The sequence below is a fragment of the Gynuella sp. genome (assembly GCF_050297175.1).
GTDB lineage: Bacteria > Pseudomonadota > Gammaproteobacteria > Pseudomonadales > Natronospirillaceae > Gynuella.
On the sequence record NZ_JBNKSF010000008.1, the window covers coordinates 30,901 to 48,430 of the forward strand.

Annotated in this window: 16 protein-coding genes and 1 riboswitch; of the genes, 12 read left to right on the forward strand and 4 right to left on the reverse strand. The window is 48.3% G+C overall.

Features of this window, described 5'->3' with window-relative positions:
• The first annotated feature begins 58 nt into the window (after positions 1–58).
• The 6 genes from ACQY6I_RS03095 (at position 59) to ACQY6I_RS03120 (ending at position 4,731) form a co-directional block, all read left to right on the forward strand.
• The gene (locus ACQY6I_RS03095) at positions 59–280 is read left to right on the forward strand and encodes a hypothetical protein (protein ID WP_428240006.1); all 222 of its coding nucleotides are present in this window, start codon (positions 59–61) and stop codon (positions 278–280) included.
• 2 nt (positions 281–282) lie between these two features.
• The gene (locus tag ACQY6I_RS03100; RefSeq protein ID WP_428240007.1) at positions 283–708 is read left to right on the forward strand and encodes a GNAT family N-acetyltransferase; all 426 of its coding nucleotides are present in this window, start codon (positions 283–285) and stop codon (positions 706–708) included.
• 417 nt (positions 709–1,125) lie between these two features.
• A complete protein-coding gene (locus tag ACQY6I_RS03105) occupies positions 1,126–1,524 on the forward strand; it encodes a VOC family protein (protein ID WP_428240008.1) in 399 nt (132 codons plus the stop codon).
• A complete protein-coding gene (locus ACQY6I_RS03110; protein ID WP_428240009.1) occupies positions 1,521–1,955 on the forward strand; it encodes a GNAT family N-acetyltransferase in 435 nt (144 codons plus the stop codon). Before ACQY6I_RS03105 ends, ACQY6I_RS03110 begins: the two co-directional genes overlap by 4 nt.
• 277 nt (positions 1,956–2,232) lie before the next feature.
• Entirely contained in the window at positions 2,233–3,450 is a 1,218-nt protein-coding gene (locus ACQY6I_RS03115; protein ID WP_428240010.1) for an NPP1 family protein, read from the forward strand.
• A 111-nt stretch (positions 3,451–3,561) separates the two neighbouring features.
• The gene (locus ACQY6I_RS03120; protein WP_428240011.1) at positions 3,562–4,731 is read left to right on the forward strand and encodes an AAA family ATPase; all 1,170 of its coding nucleotides are present in this window, start codon (positions 3,562–3,564) and stop codon (positions 4,729–4,731) included.
• A gap of 12 nt (positions 4,732–4,743) precedes the next feature.
• Here ACQY6I_RS03120 and ACQY6I_RS03125 read toward each other — a convergent pair whose 3' ends face one another.
• Positions 4,744–5,142, reverse strand: coding sequence for a NifB/NifX family molybdenum-iron cluster-binding protein (locus tag ACQY6I_RS03125; protein ID WP_428240012.1), 399 nt, complete (start codon positions 5,140–5,142; stop codon positions 4,744–4,746).
• Positions 5,143–6,872: 1,730 nt separating this feature from the next.
• Here ACQY6I_RS03125 and ACQY6I_RS03130 point away from each other — a divergent pair.
• Positions 6,873–8,402: a methyl-accepting chemotaxis protein gene (locus tag ACQY6I_RS03130; protein ID WP_428240013.1), complete on the forward strand. Its 1,530-nt coding sequence runs from the start codon at positions 6,873–6,875 to the stop codon at positions 8,400–8,402.
• A gap of 18 nt (positions 8,403–8,420) precedes the next feature.
• Here ACQY6I_RS03130 and ACQY6I_RS03135 read toward each other — a convergent pair whose 3' ends face one another.
• Together ACQY6I_RS03135 and ACQY6I_RS03140 are read right to left on the reverse strand one after the other, a co-directional pair.
• Entirely contained in the window at positions 8,421–9,644 is a 1,224-nt protein-coding gene (locus tag ACQY6I_RS03135; RefSeq protein ID WP_428240014.1) for an NAD(P)/FAD-dependent oxidoreductase, read from the reverse strand.
• On the reverse strand, positions 9,637–10,383 hold the full coding sequence (locus ACQY6I_RS03140) for a phosphotransferase (RefSeq protein ID WP_428240083.1): 747 nt from the start codon (positions 10,381–10,383) through the stop codon (positions 9,637–9,639). The genes ACQY6I_RS03135 and ACQY6I_RS03140 overlap by 8 nt, the downstream gene beginning before the upstream one ends.
• 43 nt (positions 10,384–10,426) lie before the next feature.
• A riboswitch (TPP riboswitch) is annotated at positions 10,427–10,541 on the forward strand.
• 67 nt (positions 10,542–10,608) lie between these two features.
• Between ACQY6I_RS03140 and thiB the strand changes: the two genes are divergently transcribed.
• From thiB to ACQY6I_RS03165, 5 genes are all read left to right on the forward strand, one after another.
• Positions 10,609–11,580, forward strand: a complete 972-nt coding sequence (gene thiB / locus ACQY6I_RS03145; RefSeq protein WP_428240015.1) for a thiamine ABC transporter substrate binding subunit — start codon at positions 10,609–10,611, stop codon at positions 11,578–11,580.
• Positions 11,556–13,133, forward strand: coding sequence for a thiamine/thiamine pyrophosphate ABC transporter permease ThiP (locus ACQY6I_RS03150; protein WP_428240016.1), 1,578 nt, complete (start codon positions 11,556–11,558; stop codon positions 13,131–13,133). The genes thiB and ACQY6I_RS03150 overlap by 25 nt, the downstream gene beginning before the upstream one ends.
• 2 nt (positions 13,134–13,135) lie before the next feature.
• Positions 13,136–13,747, forward strand: a complete 612-nt coding sequence (locus ACQY6I_RS03155; RefSeq protein WP_428240017.1) for an ATP-binding cassette domain-containing protein — start codon at positions 13,136–13,138, stop codon at positions 13,745–13,747.
• A gap of 554 nt (positions 13,748–14,301) precedes the next feature.
• On the forward strand, positions 14,302–15,084 hold the full coding sequence (locus ACQY6I_RS03160; RefSeq protein ID WP_428240018.1) for a GNAT family N-acetyltransferase: 783 nt from the start codon (positions 14,302–14,304) through the stop codon (positions 15,082–15,084).
• A gap of 235 nt (positions 15,085–15,319) precedes the next feature.
• Positions 15,320–16,927, forward strand: a complete 1,608-nt coding sequence (locus ACQY6I_RS03165) for a methyl-accepting chemotaxis protein (protein ID WP_428240019.1) — start codon at positions 15,320–15,322, stop codon at positions 16,925–16,927.
• A 39-nt stretch (positions 16,928–16,966) separates the two neighbouring features.
• Here the strand turns inward: ACQY6I_RS03165 and ACQY6I_RS03170 are convergent, their stop codons facing one another.
• On the reverse strand, positions 16,967–17,485 hold the full coding sequence (locus ACQY6I_RS03170) for an O-acetyl-ADP-ribose deacetylase (protein WP_428240020.1): 519 nt from the start codon (positions 17,483–17,485) through the stop codon (positions 16,967–16,969).
• Between the last annotated feature and the right edge of the window lie 45 nt (positions 17,486–17,530).

Below are 17,530 nucleotides of genomic sequence, written 5' to 3' on the forward strand. Positions count from 1 at the left end.
TTCCTGTCATCTGTTTGTTCAGTAAGGTCTCCCGTTTGAATGCCGCTGTTTTGAGTAGTTGTGCCTGGCCTATGTCGATTCCCGTGACTATCCCGATTATCATATCAGTACCGAACAACTTCACTGGCTGACAAAGTCTGCTGGTCGTCTGCAGTCTCTGGCGGAGAAATATTGTCAGGACAAACTCAATCACTTCGATCTTGGCGACCAATGCGATGTACCCGCGCTAAAAGTTATAAAACAAACCAATATTACTCGTACCAACCAATACCGGAGTTAGCGATGATTACCGATTATCGATTCAGCAGCGATTTGCAGGATATGGACATCGATGCCATCCACCAGTTTCTGTCACAGTCATATTGGTCGAAGGGACTGCCTTTGTCGGTGCTACAGAAAGCCATGGAGAATTCAATGTGCTTTGGTGTCTTCGCATCTGATCAGCAACAGGTTGGATTTGCTCGCATGATCACCGACAAAGCCACATTTGCCTATCTGGCAGATGTCTATATTCTGGAGGCACATCGCGGCAAGGGATTATCAAAGTGGCTGGTAAAAAACATCCTCGAACATCCTGACTTACAGGGACTCAGACGTATCCTGCTCGCAACCCGCGACGCCCATGAACTGTATTCCCGTTTTGGTTTCGAACCCGTACAGGATGCCACACCATTTATGCAGATATGGCATCCCAAGGTTTACCAATAACCATTTTTCAAAATAAAAAGAGTATTGACAGACTATGAAGTATTATCTATCTTCGTGCTTCAAATCAACCACAGCGCTTCTGGACATCGGCCCCCAGAAGGTTTTTATTCTCCCGGCCGGGTTTAATGTTTATATGCAAACACTGTAATACTCAAATACTTTCTCACTCACCCGCTTATTTTGTAACCCTGCAAACCAGATCCAAAACTTATCCCCGAAGACCTAATGCGCATATCCGCATTGATGAAAACGGCAAACGCAAACCGGTTGATGATCCGGGTGGCAGCGGTCATGAAATTGTTAAAGAAATTAAGGAATGCAAGCAATGCTTTTTGCACAGAACAGCGTAGCCTGTCTCTGACAAATACTGCACCCGTTTTATCGGGTGCTTAAACATCCACCCTGGAGGAACCATTTATGAGCAATACTCGGGGAATTAACCACTTGGGCCTGGCGGTTCGGAACTTAACCGATACCCGTAACTTCTTTGTCAATCTGTTGGGTTGGACAGAATCCGGTTATGACGCGGATTATCCAAAAACGGCTGTCAGTGATGGCGTGGTCAGACTGACATTGTGGCAGGTTGATCACCATCACCCCGTTTACGAATTTGATAGACGACACAATATTGGTTTGCATCATCTGGCATTGGAAGTGGAGACTGAAGCAGATCTGGACGAACTTCATCAATGCCTGCTGGATAACGGCATCACCATCGAATTTGCACCAGAACTGCTGTCAGGCGGCCCCCGGAAACACATGATGTGCTATGAACCAGGTGGCATCAGAATTGAATTTATCTGGGCTGGCCTATGAGTACATTACAAGTGCTGACATGTACCCATCAGGATGCAAATTTGCTGGCAGAGCTACGGGCCAGAGCAATGAAAGACAGCCTCGAAGCCATTGGCCGATATGATGAACAAAGGGTTCGTAACCGACTGCTGGCAAACTTTGTTGCCGGAAATACCTACCAGCTGCGGATGGATAACCAACTGGTGGGCTTCTATGTGATTCACCAACGGGAAGATCATATGTATCTTGATCACTTCTACATTGATCCAACCTTTCAAGGGCAGGGACTGGGCCATAAAGTACTGACCGATATACTGCAACAGGCTCATGCTTCTGCACAGCCGGTTCGTCTCGGCGCTTTGCGCAACAGCCGTGCCAACGAATTTTACCGCCGACATGGTTTTATCCAGACTCACGAAGACGAATTCGATATATTTTATCAGTGGGGATAATCAACATCTTTCAACCAAAATAAGACACGCGATTGTAACCAGGGTATGGATTTTAAAAAAAAGACAAATACGATACCTTTATAATTTCAGAAACATTGCTGTGTGTGAAGCTTATGCCATGATGCCCTTCATTGTTATTATGAATAACGCACACTCAAAAAAGCCCGGCTTATATTTTTCAAAAGCACACCCCAAAACTGAAGCAAAAGCCGGCGGCGTCATAAAACTGAAAAGAGTTCGAATAACAATACCGATAAAAACAGAAAAGATGAGAACCATGTCCTTCAGAACCCCACTTAAGCCATTCTTAAAAGTTATCTTGCCATTCATATGCAGTGCTGTTGCATCATTGTCTTATAGCAGCGATTTTACGAGCCTGGATCAGGCGCTCCCCAAAGATATAGATGCGGCCACAATTGCGCCGGTCTTCGACTTTGACGGTGACGGTTGTCTGCCAGCCGCCGGCATCAGCCGGAACGGTGATCAGAATGAAGGACTAAAACCCAGTGGAAGTCTCACCGGTGATTGTCGGACCGAAAACTTTCTGGAATCATCCAATACCGTTCACCGTTACGCTTGCCATAATGATCAGGGCAGCCGGTATTGTGGCCATTTTTATGCGCTTTATTTTGAAAAAGACCAGATTCTCAATGGCATCAAAAGCGGACATCGGCACGATTGGGAATATGCAGCAGTATGGACCGTCGATGGCGTTGTGACACATGGCAGTTACAGTGCTCATGGCGATCTGAATACCAAACCGGCAGCAACATTGGAATTTGAACGCGGTCATTTAAAAATCGTCTATCACAAAGACGGTCTGCTGACTCATGCCATGCGTTTTGCCAAGACGGCCGAAGTGGCCGAAAATCCGTACGGTGAATTTGTCACGCCGCCTATCATCAGTTGGTATGCATTCAAAGGAGATGGTTGGAATAATCTGATCATGCGCACGCTGTTGAACCGCTATGATTACCACTCTGCCACCCTGCCGATGGCCGACGGTGGTTTTCTGAATAATCTTAACGAATTCAAACCAGGCAATTTTCCGACCTTTACGACTGCCGATGTCTTCGCAGCGAACCCTGGAGACAACGAGCAGTGGTCTGAACTCGTCAACAAAGCATCCGGTTTATGCCTGGATATCGATCGCGAAACCATGGCTAATGGCTCCAATGTCATGCTCTGGAATTGCAGCGGCGGCAGCTGGCAGCAATGGTATCTCGATTCATCCACCGGACGAGTTTACAGTCTGAAAGATCCCCGTTACTGTCTGGACAATGGCGGGGATTTTTCGAATGGTGCCAATATTGTCATTGCGCCATGCCGGGGCGGTGATTCACAACGCTTTATCGATGCCGGTAATGGTGCCATCGCCATGGCATTGAATCCAGAGCAGGTACTCGATGCCAACGGCTCAAACCCCGGTGACAATGTCAGTGTCTGGACTGACTGGGGTGGTGCCAACCAACGTTGGATGCGCGTGCAACCATAATCCAATAAACACCTCTGCGGCGGATTGCACCTCATTCCCCTAACCCGCTGACGTTGTGGACATCTACCTATCGTGTTAAAACAGCCATTACATCTGTGTGGTTGTTTTACCATGATACATACCATTGCCATCGCCAATTACCGTTCGCTGCGTGACCTGGTCCTGCCATTGGGTCAGCTCAATGTGGTCACCGGTGCCAACGCCAGTGGCAAATCCAATCTTTATAAAGCTTTACGGCTGCTGGCGGAAACCGCTCAGGGTGGTGTCGTCAATGCATTGGCCAAAGAAGGCGGGCTGGAGTCTACCTTCTGGGCCGGACCTGAAAATATAAGCCGGCGTATGCAGCTCGGCCATGTTCCCGTTCAGGGTAGTCCCAGACAAAAAGCTTACCGCTTAAGACTCGGGTTTGCCGGTGATGATTTCAGTTACGCTATTTCGCTTGGGCTGCCCACGCCGTCAAACTCAGCATTCTCTCTGGACCCTGAAATCAAACGTGAGTCCATTTGGGCGGGCAGGCATTTTCGGCCCGCTACACAGTTAGTCGAGCGGGAGAACGGTGTCATTAAGGTCCGCACACAACGGAATTGGGAAGTCATTGCTCAAAACACCCGAAGCTTTGACAGTTTATTCGGTGAAATCGCTGATCCGGTGAAAACACCGGAAGTTGTCAGTCTTAGAGACAGCATACGACAATGGCGCTTTTACGATCATTTTCGCACTGATCTCGACGCTCCGGCCCGACAACCACAACTCGGCACTCGCACACCGGTGCTGCATCATGACGGTCATGATCTGGCCGCCGCTCTGCAGACCATTCGCGAAATCGGTGATCATGAGGCACTGGATCATGCCATTGAGGATGCCTTCCCCGGTGCGACATTGAATATTGTGATTCGGGATGATGGCCGGTTTGCCATCGAGTTGAATCAGCATGGTCTGCTGCGAGCATTGTCAGGGCTGGAACTGTCAGACGGAACGTTGCGCTACCTTCTGTGGGTCGCAGCACTCCTCACTCCGCGACCGCCGGCACTAATGGTATTGAATGAACCGGAAACCAGCCTGCACCCGGATCTGCTACCGGCCCTGGCGCGGTTGATCATCAGAGCTTCCAATGTCACTCAGGTTTGGGTGGTCTCTCATGCCAGCCGACTGATAGCGGCTTTGGAAGAAGCCGACACCTGTCATTCCATCGCCCTGATCAAAGAGCTGGGGCAGACACTGATCGCCGGCCAGGAGATGTTTGACCAGCCATCATGGCGATGGCCGGACGCTGGCAAATAACTGCCAAAGGACTCAGTGTGCCCCGTGATGATGGGAATGACCACAGCCTTGATCATCATGAGGCTGACCAGGAGGCAACTCTCCCTCAAGATACAGACGAACCGCCGTCAAGGGATCGGATTCCGTGGTTGTCAACAGCTTGGTATCGTGTGCCGCCAGGCGTTGGGTCACTCCAGCCCCTGCAGACTGGACAATCGCCACATTCACCGCATGTAAGGGATGCGGCAGATCCTCGTGCTGAACATGCCATTCATGCAGACTGCTCGCCCGCGACAATTCCAGACTCCAGACAGGTTGTGGTGCCGCTTGTCCAGCCGTAACGATATAGACCTGCCAGCGGACGGTTTTACCGGCATGGGGAGAAATCGTACCATTTTTCAATACTGCCACTGCGATCAGACCGTTTACCATAAAAAAACCTCGCAAAAGTCTGCCACTCTATCAGTTCGTTGTGGAAGCGAATTGATATTACTCAACAGAACCACCTTAATCAGATGGGCGAGAAAACCCAGCCCAAATAAACGTCCGCAGAAAACAGAGATTTATAAGACCTATTTATAACGACAGCAGGCTTTCAGAATGTAACACAGCTATATCCTGCAAATACTGACCGTCCAAAAGGTATCTCCTGTATCAAGAGGAACATTTAGAATGCATTGAATTCGCTGGGTAATTTTTTAGTTCGGCCGTTGTAACACAGATAATTTTTAGCAACTCTCAGTGACCCACAGCGATACAAAACTGTTAAGGAACCGTTGAAAAATGGCCTGTTTTCGCGCAGGACGTTGTCAGCCCCCCGTCTCACCCCCTCATTTACGCCCGTAAATGCGGTGTTGCGAGTGGTGCTTCCTCGCCGACATCAAAACTTTTCCTACTTTTCAGAAGCCCCTTAAATCAAAAACAAGCTCACTGATTATCCGAAACCGCGACTAAATAAACATGTTGGCAAATGATAATAGCTTTGCCGAACAACACTGACGAACAGTCAGTCAAAAACATCCGTACTTTAATCGCAGGAACATTCTTCACCATATGAATAAAACAATTCCGCATAGGAGGCGTCCATTCAATAATTTGTTTTATCTGTCGCCAGTCAGGGTGAAGTCTTGCCGATTCAATTCATGGCTAGTGTAGTGTGTTGAATAAAACCTATATTAAAAAAGCACCTCAAGATGCTCACAGCGAGACGCTGCTCGCCGGCAATGGTCATCCCTTGTCAAGAGCTGAAACGAAGCGGTGGGTGTCTTGAGCGCTGCTCGAAGAGTGGGACACCGTTGGCTGAACTCAACGTAGAGTTGCGAAGTGAATTCGGCGGCCCATTTAAATATGCGTTTTACTTGAGACTCTACACTAGGGCCTGTCGATACTCGTTTCGTCGAACCTGTTATTGGCTAAAAAGACTGCAATTAAGTGATGCGGCATTCCGACGGTTAACGTGAAGCTTCGTCATTCTAAGCGAACGTGGACCAACGCAAAGTGCGGCCTTTTTAGCCATAACCCTTCGGGCTGAGGCCCGTGTCACTCAACTCGGCGTTGCTCGTCACTCATTTAGTCCCGCTAACGTTTTAGCGTGTAACCCTCATGGATGAGCTTTACAACATCACTCCTCGTACCTGGATTTGAGTGAAACTGGTTCTCAGCAGGCCGATGAAATGAGTGTAGACAGGCCCTGGCACCATTCCCCAGTCACCGTACAAACAAAGCAAGTTTTATCTTCTTGGTCTATATTCATAGTAACGATAGCGCCTGTTATACATGAACATCGCTCAGATAGATGCTGGGGTTGCCTGCAACGATATAGGATATAGCCTTATTTTTAGCAGCAGCTCTAAAACAGCCATATATTTGTCAGGAAATAACAAAATACATAACTCATTGAGATAAAAGAACTAAGGGGCCTCTGAAAAATAGGAATAGTGTTGATGCAGGCGAGGAAGCACCACTCGCAACACCGCAATTTACGGGTGTAAATGAGGGTGTGAGACAGGGGCTGACAACGTCCTGCGCGAACAGGCCATTTTTCAGAAGCTCCCTAAGTATTCAATACTGTAACCGAAAACCTGTGTCTTATATTCGAATTATGCTGAACACAAGAAATCATCAGCTATAGTTTAAATGTAAGGTTTTTACTGGGGAAAACAATGAAATCATCCAAGTCTTATTCATTAAGCATCCGGATTACACTGTGGGCTGTATTATTTATTACCCTGTTGTTATGTATCAGTACTGTAATCGACTACCGGATCAATGTCAGTCGATGGCAGCATAACATTCAGGATCAAACCAAAGAAATCAATCAGTTTCTCAGCTTATCCTTACCGCCGGCATTATGGAATTTTGAACTTGAAACCGTAGATCGGGTATTGAATTCAGCAGTGGAAAGCAAAGTGATTGACGCTATTTATGTGGTCGAAAAAAATAAGCTCAGCAAAGGTATTATCAAGCACGAGGACGATGACGTGCAGGCCGCGGATACACTTCCTGATGTCAAAACACTTTCGATGTTGCCATTGTTTTTGGAAGACGCAGGCAAAGATCCTATTGCCGTGATTTATTTTAAAATGAACGACGGTTACTTATCTCGACAACTAAATACATTAGTACAGGCTGCTATCATCAGAACGGTCATTCTGGATATCACGCTGGCCATCGTGATCTATTTACTGCTGTCATGGTTAGTCAGAAAACCAATTATGCAGTTAAGCAGTGCCATGCATGATATTGCTGAGGGTGAAGGCGACCTGACCCGACGTATCAAAGTGGAGCAGAACAATGAAATTGGTGAACTGGTTGGCTACTTCAATCAGTTTATGGACAAATTACAGAGTTCCATGTCAGCCGTTGGTCAGGTGTCCACCCAGGTCAGGCAGGCGGTTTCTGACCTGGATGCTTCATTTGATATCAGCCGCTCTCTTGTATCTGAGCAACGCCATGAAATTGAATCCATTGCCACTGCCATTACGCAAAGCACCTCTGCCACCCAGGAAATTGCCGGAAACGCTGAAACCACGTCATCATCAGCCGAAGCAGCACACAAGAACGCCCAGAAGACACAGGAATTCATGGAATCCACGGTCACCCTTATTCAGGGTCTCGATACCACTCTGCAGGAAACCTCCCGTTCAATGACCACACTGCAATCGGATGTAGATGCAATTACCGAAATCATGTCAGTCATCCAGGGTATTGCTGAGCAGACCAATCTCTTGGCACTTAACGCGGCCATTGAAGCCGCCAGAGCTGGTGAACAGGGTCGAGGCTTTGCAGTTGTGGCAGATGAAGTCCGTGCCCTGGCCGCTAAAACCCAGGACAGCACCAAAGAAATCAGCCAGAAGATTGAACGTCTGAAGACCAGTAGTGCAGAGGGAGCGGTATTATTCCAATCTGGCAGCACCGCCAGTCGTGAAGGTGTCGATAAAGTCGAACAAGCCAAAGATGCATTAAAATCAGTATTCGAGGCAATCGGCCAGATCAATGATATGTCAACTCACATTGCCAGTGCAGTGACCGAACAGTCATCCGTAAGCCAGGAACTGAACCAGAATATCCACCGCCTCTCAGCTCTGTCACAACAGGCCAACGAGCAAGTGGATCAGGCAGGTTCCTACAGTCACAGCGTTAATCAGCAAACCGAAACCTTGAGTACACAACTGGCTGGATTCAAATGGTGATACCGGGCTGAGCTGACATCAGCGTTCAATCGATGTCAGCCACTGTCTTACGCCCTGCCCGGCCAGGTAGCCGCTGGCAAAGCAGGCGGTTAACAAATAACCGCCGGTCGGGGCATCCCAATCCAGCATCTCTCCGGCAGCAAATACGCCGGGGAGCCTTTTTAACATGAGCTGTTCATCCAACTCTGAAAACTGAATGCCTCCGGCGGTACTGATGGCTTCGTCAATGGGGCGTGGGGAATCGATGACTAGTTTCAAGGTTTTGATGGTACGGATCAGGTCTTCATGCCGGTTCAAATCGCAATCCGGCCCGGAACATTCCCGCAACAGGGCATATTTGACACCAGAAAGATTCAGGCGTTTACGCAGATAACTGCTCATGGACTCTTTGCCTCTGGGCTTGCTGAGGCGGGCGCGTATTTTATCTTCAGAAAGATCCGGCAGCAGATCCACCCACACATGGCACTTCCCCGTCTGCAGGCATTCTCTGATCGGACGGGACATGGCATAAACCAGCGAACCTTCCAGACCATAATGACTCAGCACCATCTCCCCCTTTCTAAAGTGACAGCCATCGACTGACAACGCCACTGACTTTAACGCCTGACCGGCAAATTGCTGTATATAATCCGTCCAGGAAAGATTAAATCCGCAATTACTGGGTTGTAAGGGCGCAATGACAACATCACGCTCGGTTAACGCTGCCTGCCACTGACCATCTGATCCAAGTTTTTTCCAACTGCCGCCACCCATGGCCAGTATCACCGCATCAGCCGATACCAATACCGGCTGTTGCTCATGCCGGTCAAACAATCGTAGTTGACCATCCGATTGCCAACCCTGCCACTGATGCTGCAAGTGAAACCTTACCCCAGCCTGTCGTAACCTGGATAACCAGCGGCGTAGTAACGGCGCTGCTTTCTTCTGAGCAGGGAAGACCCGGCCAGAACTGCCAACAAAGGTTTCGATCCCCAGACCAGCACACCACTGTCTTAATTCCTCTGGCCCGAAACTCTGTAACCAGCTCGCTACCCTGCCATCGGAATCCTGGTAGCGCGCAATGAATTGTGGCAATGGCTCGCTGTGGGTGATATTCAGCCCACCAATGCCGGCACGCAAAAATTTACGGGCCACCGAAGGCATGGCGTCATAAATGTCCACCTGTACACCATGACCGGCCAATTGTTCTGCTGCCATCAAACCTGCCGGTCCGGCACCAATCACGATTACTTTTTTATTCACGGGCCAGGTACCAGAGTCTGGCCAACATTTGATTGCATATTTTCGCCTGTTGTAAATATTGATCGACCATATCGGTCGGATACCGCCGGCAGACCGGCAGTTGTTGTAACTGGGGCATAGAAAAATGCCAATGATGCTGAACATTAGCCAGTTCCAGCCAGGCATTTCCGATACCGGAATATTCCCAGTCGATGATGACCATGCGCCCATCTGCCACCAGTACATTTCCTGGATGCAAATCCTGATGGATCAGACAACGATCATCCGGCAGCCTCTGTAAATGCATATGCAGTTGTTCAAGCTCGAATAATGCCTGAGGCAGTTGTTGCAAGCGATACCGGTATCCCGCAAACAGATGAGCGTAATCAAACCAGGGACCGGATGCCGTCTGCTGCAATGCATGAAGAGCCCGTAAAACCACCGGAGCCGTTATCGACACATCCGCAGCGGGCAGTCCGTGATAACGCATCAGGCAAAAACCCAGATCAATGTCGTTGCGAATAATATCTGGTGCCCAATCCTGTCCGGCAATCAGTTGTAAGACCTGATCTTCCTGTTTCCGGTCGACCCCAAAACTGATGTCATCACCGGCATTGACCCGCAAGACGTAACGATCACCGGCACCATCTCCGGTAAACAGATAATTGCTGGTATTGCCGGCATCCAGATATCGCCACTCCGCGACAGCAGGCAACCACTGCCGTAGCTCAGCCTGTATGGCAGTGGGGATTTGGTTCACAATCAATGATTTGGCTATCCATTTGAAAAGCTTTACACTAGCGCCCGTCTCATCGGGGTGCCATGATAACTGACAGAAATCGACGTTCCATGGCTGAGAGTTTACCCGTAGAACCTGATCCAGTTAATACTGGCGTAGGAAATGGGCTATCTCTGCAGTTAAAGAGAACATTCCTCACAACCTGCAACACAGCATTTCCCACGCCCTCATGATTGAGGAGCTTATATGAATAAGTGGCTACTGCCATTAAGTCTGCTGGCTGGTTTTGTCCAGTCTGAAACCCTAACAGTTTATACCTATGATTCCTTTACCTCTGAATGGGGTCCCGGTCCACAACTGGAACAAGCCTTTGAACAACAGTGCGACTGCGACCTGACATTTGTGGCCGCGGAAGATGGCGTAGCCATTCTGAACCGATTGAAAATTGAAGGCCGAAACACCAAGGCCGATGTCATTTTAGGCATTGATGCGCCGTTGATGGAAAGCGCTGTCGAACAGCATCTGGTCCAGCAGCACTCTTTGCCGAGCGATGGACTAAAAGCCGATCTGCATTGGCAGAACACCTACTTCCTGCCGTTTGATTATGGCTATTTTGCGTTCATCTATAACCGTGATCAAATCAAACAACCGGCCCAGTCGATGGCCGAACTGTTGGCCTCAAAAGCAACAGTGATCTATCAGGATCCGCGTACCAGCACACCCGGACAGGGATTGTTGCTGTGGATCAACAGCCTGTATCCGGATAACGCCGAACAAGCTTGGGAACAGCTGAACAGCCATACCGTAACAGTGACCAAAGGCTGGTCCGAAGCGTACAACATGTTCCTGGAAGGCAGTGCTGATTATGTACTCAGCTATACCACCTCACCGGCCTATCATATGGTGGCGGAAAATGAAAACCGCTATCAGGCAGCAGAGTTCAACGAAGGCCACATTGCCCAGATCGAGGTGGCCGGCATCAGCCAGTATGCCCATCAACCAGAACTGGCCCGTCAGTTTCTGACGTTTCTGACTTCCAAAACCGCGCAGGAAATCATTCCGGTGACCAACTGGATGCTACCAGTTATTGATGATGTGTCACTGCCCGAAGCATTCTCAACATTGGTACAACCCAAAGCCATCGCAATCGATTACCCGCAATTCACTCAACAACGTGAACAGTGGATCAAGACTTGGCGCTCAATAGCCGCACAATAGCGGCAGCGTTGGCACTGTGCATTCTGTGCAGTGCCACACTGCTGTCTTTTTCCGGACTGACATTATTCCGCACCGGTGGATTCTCTCTCTCGTTGCTGACCGATGACTATATTCTGGGCATTACCCGCTTTAGTCTCTGGCAGGCGTTTTTAAGTGCGCTGATCAGCACTGTGGCAGCCATCCCTATTGCCAGGGCATTGTTTTATTTTCGTGCTTCCGGCAGTAGCCGCTGGTTATTGCATCTGTCCTTGCTGGCTTTTGTAATGCCGACGCTGATCCTCATCACCGGACTGGTCATCCTGTTAGGTCCCAAAGGCCTCGTCACACCACTGCTGAAACACTGGTTACCCCACTGGAACCTGTATGGTCTCAGCGGCATCCTGATAGCCCATGTTTATCTTAATCTGCCTTTTGCTGTGCGTTCGCTGTACTTGCGGCTGCAACAAATACCCGAAGCATCATGGCGCTTAACAGAACAGTTCCGGCTACCCTGGTGGCAAGTCTGGCGGCAGGTGGAATGGCCGATACTGCGGCCAACACTGCTGCTGATTGGCGGTTTTATATTTATGCTGTGCTTCAACAGCTTTGCCATTGTACTCGCACTCGGTGGTGGGCCACGGGCTACGACTCTGGAGGTCGCTATTTATCAGGCCCTGAAATACGACTTCAATATGAATGAGGCCTTGCTGCTGGCCTGGCTGCAATTAATTCTAAGTGGTTCAGTGCTGCTACTGGTCAACGTATCCGGTCGCATCAGCTGGCTGAATCACCCCAGTATTCGCCAAACGGTTCAACCGCCAAAACGCTTGCAGCAATGGATCTGGATGCCACTTCTACAGGTGGGTTTCTGGCTGTTTTTACTGGCACCGATCATTGCCATTGTAGTACGTCTGCTGTCACAGGATCTGACCAATCTGAACAGCACTGCAATTATCCGTGCAACTGGATGGTCACTACTGTTCGCATTGGTATCCGCGAGTCTGGCAACTGCACTCGGTTGGGCATTACTGCTACCCGTCAGATTTTTTCGTAATCAGCGTAACGGTGCACGTCAACATATTATGGAGTGGATTGCTACTCACACACTACCGCTACCAGCAATGGTCATTTCCGTGGGGATATTTATTGTAGTGATTTCCCGTGGGTGGCTGGAGCAGTCACAACCACTCTGGATCATCTGGATCAACGCAGTCATCGCCTGCCCGTTCGTAATCTCACAACTTAAGTCACCGCTGTTTACATTTGATCTGTTATATCAACGACAATTGCAAAACTGGCGGCCTTCTGCCTGGCAACAAACATGGGTGGAATTGAAATACCTGCGTACCATTCTAATACAGACATTTGCCCTGGCCTGGGTTCTGTGTTTGGGGGATGTCGCTGTATTTTCCATTTTTGGCGACAATGAGATTGCCACCCTGCCCTGGTTGATTTATCAGTTTGCTGGCAGTTATCAAATGTATAATGCAGCCTTTGCCTCAATGTGTCTGCTGTTGATCTGTGCGATCAGCATTGTTTTGATGGAACGTTACCATGGTGAAAATGGCAAATAGTCATGCTCGAAATTGATCACATAGAAGTTGTCCGTGAGCATCAGTTGACGCTCAGTTATGACGTTACAGTTAAAACTGGTTGCCTGCTGATTATCCGAGGCCCAAGTGGGGTCGGAAAAACGACACTACTGGATGCCATTGCCGGATTTGTGCCTGTCAGAGCGGGCCAAATTCGCTGGCATGGACAACCTGTGGAGCATTTGCCGGCGCGAAATCGTCCGGTCACATCGATGTTTCAGAGTAATAATTTATTCAGCCACCTGACCGTAGCCGAAAATCTGAAACTGGCACTACCTCATCTTACCCCCAAAGAGCTTCAACAGAGATTAGCCGAAATTGATCTGGCTGATCAGAATAACAAGCTCAGTTCACAGCTGTCGGGTGGCCAGGCCCAGCGGGTAGCCTTACTGGCCAGCGTATACAGACCGGAACCGCTGCTGTTATTGGACGAACCATTTTCTGCACTGGATCAGTGCACTAGCAGACAAATCCAATACTGGTTAAAGGAAAATGTCCGGCAACTGAACAAAACTGTCATACTGGTCAGTCATGACGATACACTGACCCGTGAAATTTTCGCGGAACAGGCAACGATACTGGAGCTCAGTTCCTGAGCATTATTGCCTAACACTGTCAGACAATAATCTTTCACACCCAACTCGATTACGTTGAACCAATTGTCAGTTATTTTTTTTCTGTCAGGGGATTTTATCTTTATTAAGATCCGTTAAAGTAACATACCTGCTGGCCGCTATATGATCCGTAGTGGCCAGTTTTTACCGATCGGGTCATGTCCATAACCGGCGGGTAATCAGCATGATGAAATATATCGGCGACATAGCGAAAAGGCGCATTGTTTTTACGCACGGATTGAGGTACTAAACACTGATGCATATTATGAATAAACAGGCGGGATCCGGTCACGACATCGACGACCAGTCCGAACAGAACACTTAGATCCAACTATTACGCCGGCAAGCATTTGTATCTGGTGAATAGTGTCTAGCAAAGACGCATTATCTTTGGTTACAGCCAATTAAAGTGCCACAAAATTAAGGTATTTCGTGCAATATTGCCAGCACCCGGGGGCGATAATCAAAGAAATCAGAATAATCTGTTTGATTGCCGGGTTAATAGAAATGATGATTGGTTGTCAGGAGAACAGGACATGAAGATTTCTAGGCAGGAGATCATAAAACTGCATCATCAGTATGAGCGAACTGAACTGGAAGAATATGGTTACCAACGTATTGTCACTGACCATACTATACGACAGATTGCCGACAGCCCCCAAGGCAGTTTTATCAGCGCGTTTAATGTGCCAGAGGACCACCTGGACCTGATTATCGAAAATGAAATCGACGCATTTAAGCAGCTGGGAAAAGGATTTGAATGGAAAGTTTACAGTTATGACAATCCCTCGAATATTGGAGCACGACTGATACATCATGGCCTTCGTGAAGACGACAATGAATCATTCATGGTATTGGATCTGAACACCCACATTGATTGTGTTTCAATGGGTCATTCAAGTACTCTGATTCCAGTCAGAGATGCATCAGGTGTGCGCAAAGCTATCGATGTTCAACGGCAAATATGGCCACAGACATTCGATGAATTTGAAAACTCTCTGTGCCAGCGCCTTGAGCAAAGCCCGGAAACCATTTCCATGTACCTGGTTCAGGATAGTGGTCAAACTGTTGCATCCGGATGGATTACGTATCAGCCAAACAGTCCTTTTGCCGGACTCTGGGGAGGATCAACTTTGCCGGGCTATCGCAGCAGAGGACATTATCGAAACTTACTGGCTGCTAGAGCGTGGGAAGCCAGAGAGCGGGGAGTTCGCTATCTAACAATTGATGCTTCTGAAATGAGTCATCCTATTGTTGAAAGTCTCGGTTTTGAAAAAATCAGTGACACTCGTGGATATCGTTATGAAATATTATGTTAATTGCCACGATCACAATTGTTATATATGCACATAAATAAAATAAAAGCAGTGGATTAGAAATACCAGTAGCCTCCAATGCACGATAATCTGGTACGATCAAAGCCAGAAAAACAGAGTTCTGAGCTTTTAAAAATATCGTTATCGCCTATTAATAGCTACGCAATATCAACAAAAATATTCTATGCTTAGGTCATACGAACAAACGATTTTAATACAGTGAAAATAAGGTTACCGGGTGAATAAATACGTATCAGTACAGGCAAAGATTTTAATACCGTTGGCTGTCATTTTTCTGGTTACTATGGGCCTGGTCAGTGCTTATTCTGCTAATCAGCAAAAACAGGAAGCTGTCGTAAACTCTACTGACAACACCACCGCCCTGATCAATGCCTACATGGATAGCCTGAATGCCATGATGTTCAGTGGCAGCATGGCTATGCGGGAAACATTACGACAAAAAATAATGTCGCAAGATGAAGTAAAAGAAACCCGGGTGCTGCGTGGAGAAGCGGTCACGAATCTGTTCGGACCTGGTTTTGATTCCGAAAAGCCAGTTGATGAGCTTGATCGTAAAGGACTCAATGGCGAGCGTTCAGTGGTACTGGAAAAAATAGATGGCGAACGGATACTCACCATCGTACAGCCTTTTTTTGCCTCGCAAAATCACAACGGCACCAATTGCCTGAGTTGTCATAATGTACCGGAGAAAACACTGCTTGGTGCCATTCGAATGTCTTATTCTCTGGGCAAGATCGATTCCGCTGTTGAAAAAGGAATATGGACGATGCTGGGTATCAACATGGTCATCTTTGCTGTTGGCCTGATACTCATTGGCCTGCTGGTTCGTTCGGTGGTGATTTCACCGTTACGCCAGGTTCGTCAGACCATGTCCGAAGTGGCTGCCAATACTGACCTGAGCCTTAGAATTCATCTCAAATCCCATGACGAATTCAAGGATGTAGGCTTCGCCATTAACGAAATGCTGGATCACTTCAGTTTGACGATCAAGGACCTTATCAATACCGGTGACCGCTTGAGTCGTTCGTCGGATCAACTGCTCGAAGTGGCCGACCAGACGCAACATGATATCTCTGAACAGGAACAACAGGTCCATTATCTGACTACTGCGATTGAACAGATGAGCGAAGCAGCACGCGATGTTGCTGAAAACTCGGAGAACGCCAAAGCAGCAGCACAACAGGCATTGGATGATGCAATGCGGGGAAAATTGCAAGTGGATGAGGTGGCCGCTTCGATAATGGAGCTGGCCAACAAAGTGGAAGGAGCTTCCATGGTAATCACCCGTTTGGCTGAGGGGACAGAACAGATTCGCAACATTTTGAGTGCTATTACCGGTATTGCGGAACAAACCAACCTACTGGCACTGAATGCGGCTATTGAAGCTGCCAGAGCGGGAGATCAGGGACGGGGGTTCGCCGTTGTGGCCGATGAAGTTCGCAATCTGGCCATGCGGACGCAAAAAGAAACTCAGGAAATCAACAACACCATACAACAACTCAACGACGCTTCCGAAGAAGCCATTAAAGTCATTGCAGATGGAGTTGAGCAGGCAGCAGCTAATGTGGATCAGGCCAAACAGGCCAATACAGCCCTGGAGGGTATTACTCTGGCGGTGTCAGATATCACAGATATGAATACCCGTATTGCCACCGCTGTAGAGGAACAAAGCGCCGTCGCCCAGGAAATCAACCGGAACATTCACACAATCAATAAAATCAGCGAATCTTCCAACCAGGGAGCGACCCGAACAGCAGAAACCGGGCGCGATGTCAGCGAAGTAACCGACAGCCTTAACCAACTGGTTAATCGTTTCCGCGTATAATCACCATGGCTATACGCATGCCATCGATCATTTTATGGCTTATGCCATGATTTCTTCCCAGGCCCGTTGATAGGCCTGGTATTCAACCTCTCCAAAACAGACAAACAGAACATCCTCCAGAGAATTGTTCTCATATAAATGGTCGGCCACTTCCATGGTGGCGATCTGTGCAGCCTGATCAACCGGATAACCGTAAGCACCACAGCTGATAGCAGGGAAAGCTATGCTTTTCAGCTGATTTTCAAGCGCAAGTCGCAAGCACCGGCGATAACAGGAAGCCAACAAGGATGGCTCATCTTTGTCCCCTCCCTGCCAAATGGGGCCGACTGTGTGAATGACAAAACGGGCTGGCAAATGGTAGCCACGGGTTATCTTCGCATCGCCAGCTGCACAACCTCCCAGTCCTTTGCACTCTTCCAGTAACTCTGGTCCTGCGGCTCGGTGAATGGCACCATCAACTCCGCCCCCACCCAACAGGGATTCGTTGGCTGCATTAACAATGGCATCCACAATCAAAGTAGTAATATCTCCCTTCACTACACGGCATCTTGTTTCCATTGACTACATTACTCCCAAAAAAATAACACTGTAGATATCACAATA

Bases quoted from the DNA above. Each gene is read 5' to 3' on its own strand.
- ACQY6I_RS03170 (WP_428240020.1), bottom strand. From the start codon at position 17,485: ATGGAAACAAGATGCCGTGTAGTGAAGGGAGATATTACTACTTTGATT.
- ACQY6I_RS03155 (WP_428240017.1), top strand. From the start codon at position 13,136: ATGCTCGAAATTGATCACATAGAAGTTGTCCGTGAGCATCAGTTGACG.
- ACQY6I_RS03120 (WP_428240011.1), top strand. From the start codon at position 3,562: ATGATACATACCATTGCCATCGCCAATTACCGTTCGCTGCGTGACCTG.
- ACQY6I_RS03160 (WP_428240018.1), top strand. From the start codon at position 14,302: ATGAAGATTTCTAGGCAGGAGATCATAAAACTGCATCATCAGTATGAG.
- thiB (WP_428240015.1), top strand. From the start codon at position 10,609: ATGAATAAGTGGCTACTGCCATTAAGTCTGCTGGCTGGTTTTGTCCAG.
- ACQY6I_RS03100 (WP_428240007.1), top strand. From the start codon at position 283: ATGATTACCGATTATCGATTCAGCAGCGATTTGCAGGATATGGACATC.
- ACQY6I_RS03105 (WP_428240008.1), top strand. From the start codon at position 1,126: ATGAGCAATACTCGGGGAATTAACCACTTGGGCCTGGCGGTTCGGAAC.
- ACQY6I_RS03130 (WP_428240013.1), top strand. From the start codon at position 6,873: ATGAAATCATCCAAGTCTTATTCATTAAGCATCCGGATTACACTGTGG.
- ACQY6I_RS03125 (WP_428240012.1), bottom strand. From the start codon at position 5,142: ATGGTAAACGGTCTGATCGCAGTGGCAGTATTGAAAAATGGTACGATT.
- ACQY6I_RS03110 (WP_428240009.1), top strand. From the start codon at position 1,521: ATGAGTACATTACAAGTGCTGACATGTACCCATCAGGATGCAAATTTG.
- ACQY6I_RS03115 (WP_428240010.1), top strand. From the start codon at position 2,233: ATGTCCTTCAGAACCCCACTTAAGCCATTCTTAAAAGTTATCTTGCCA.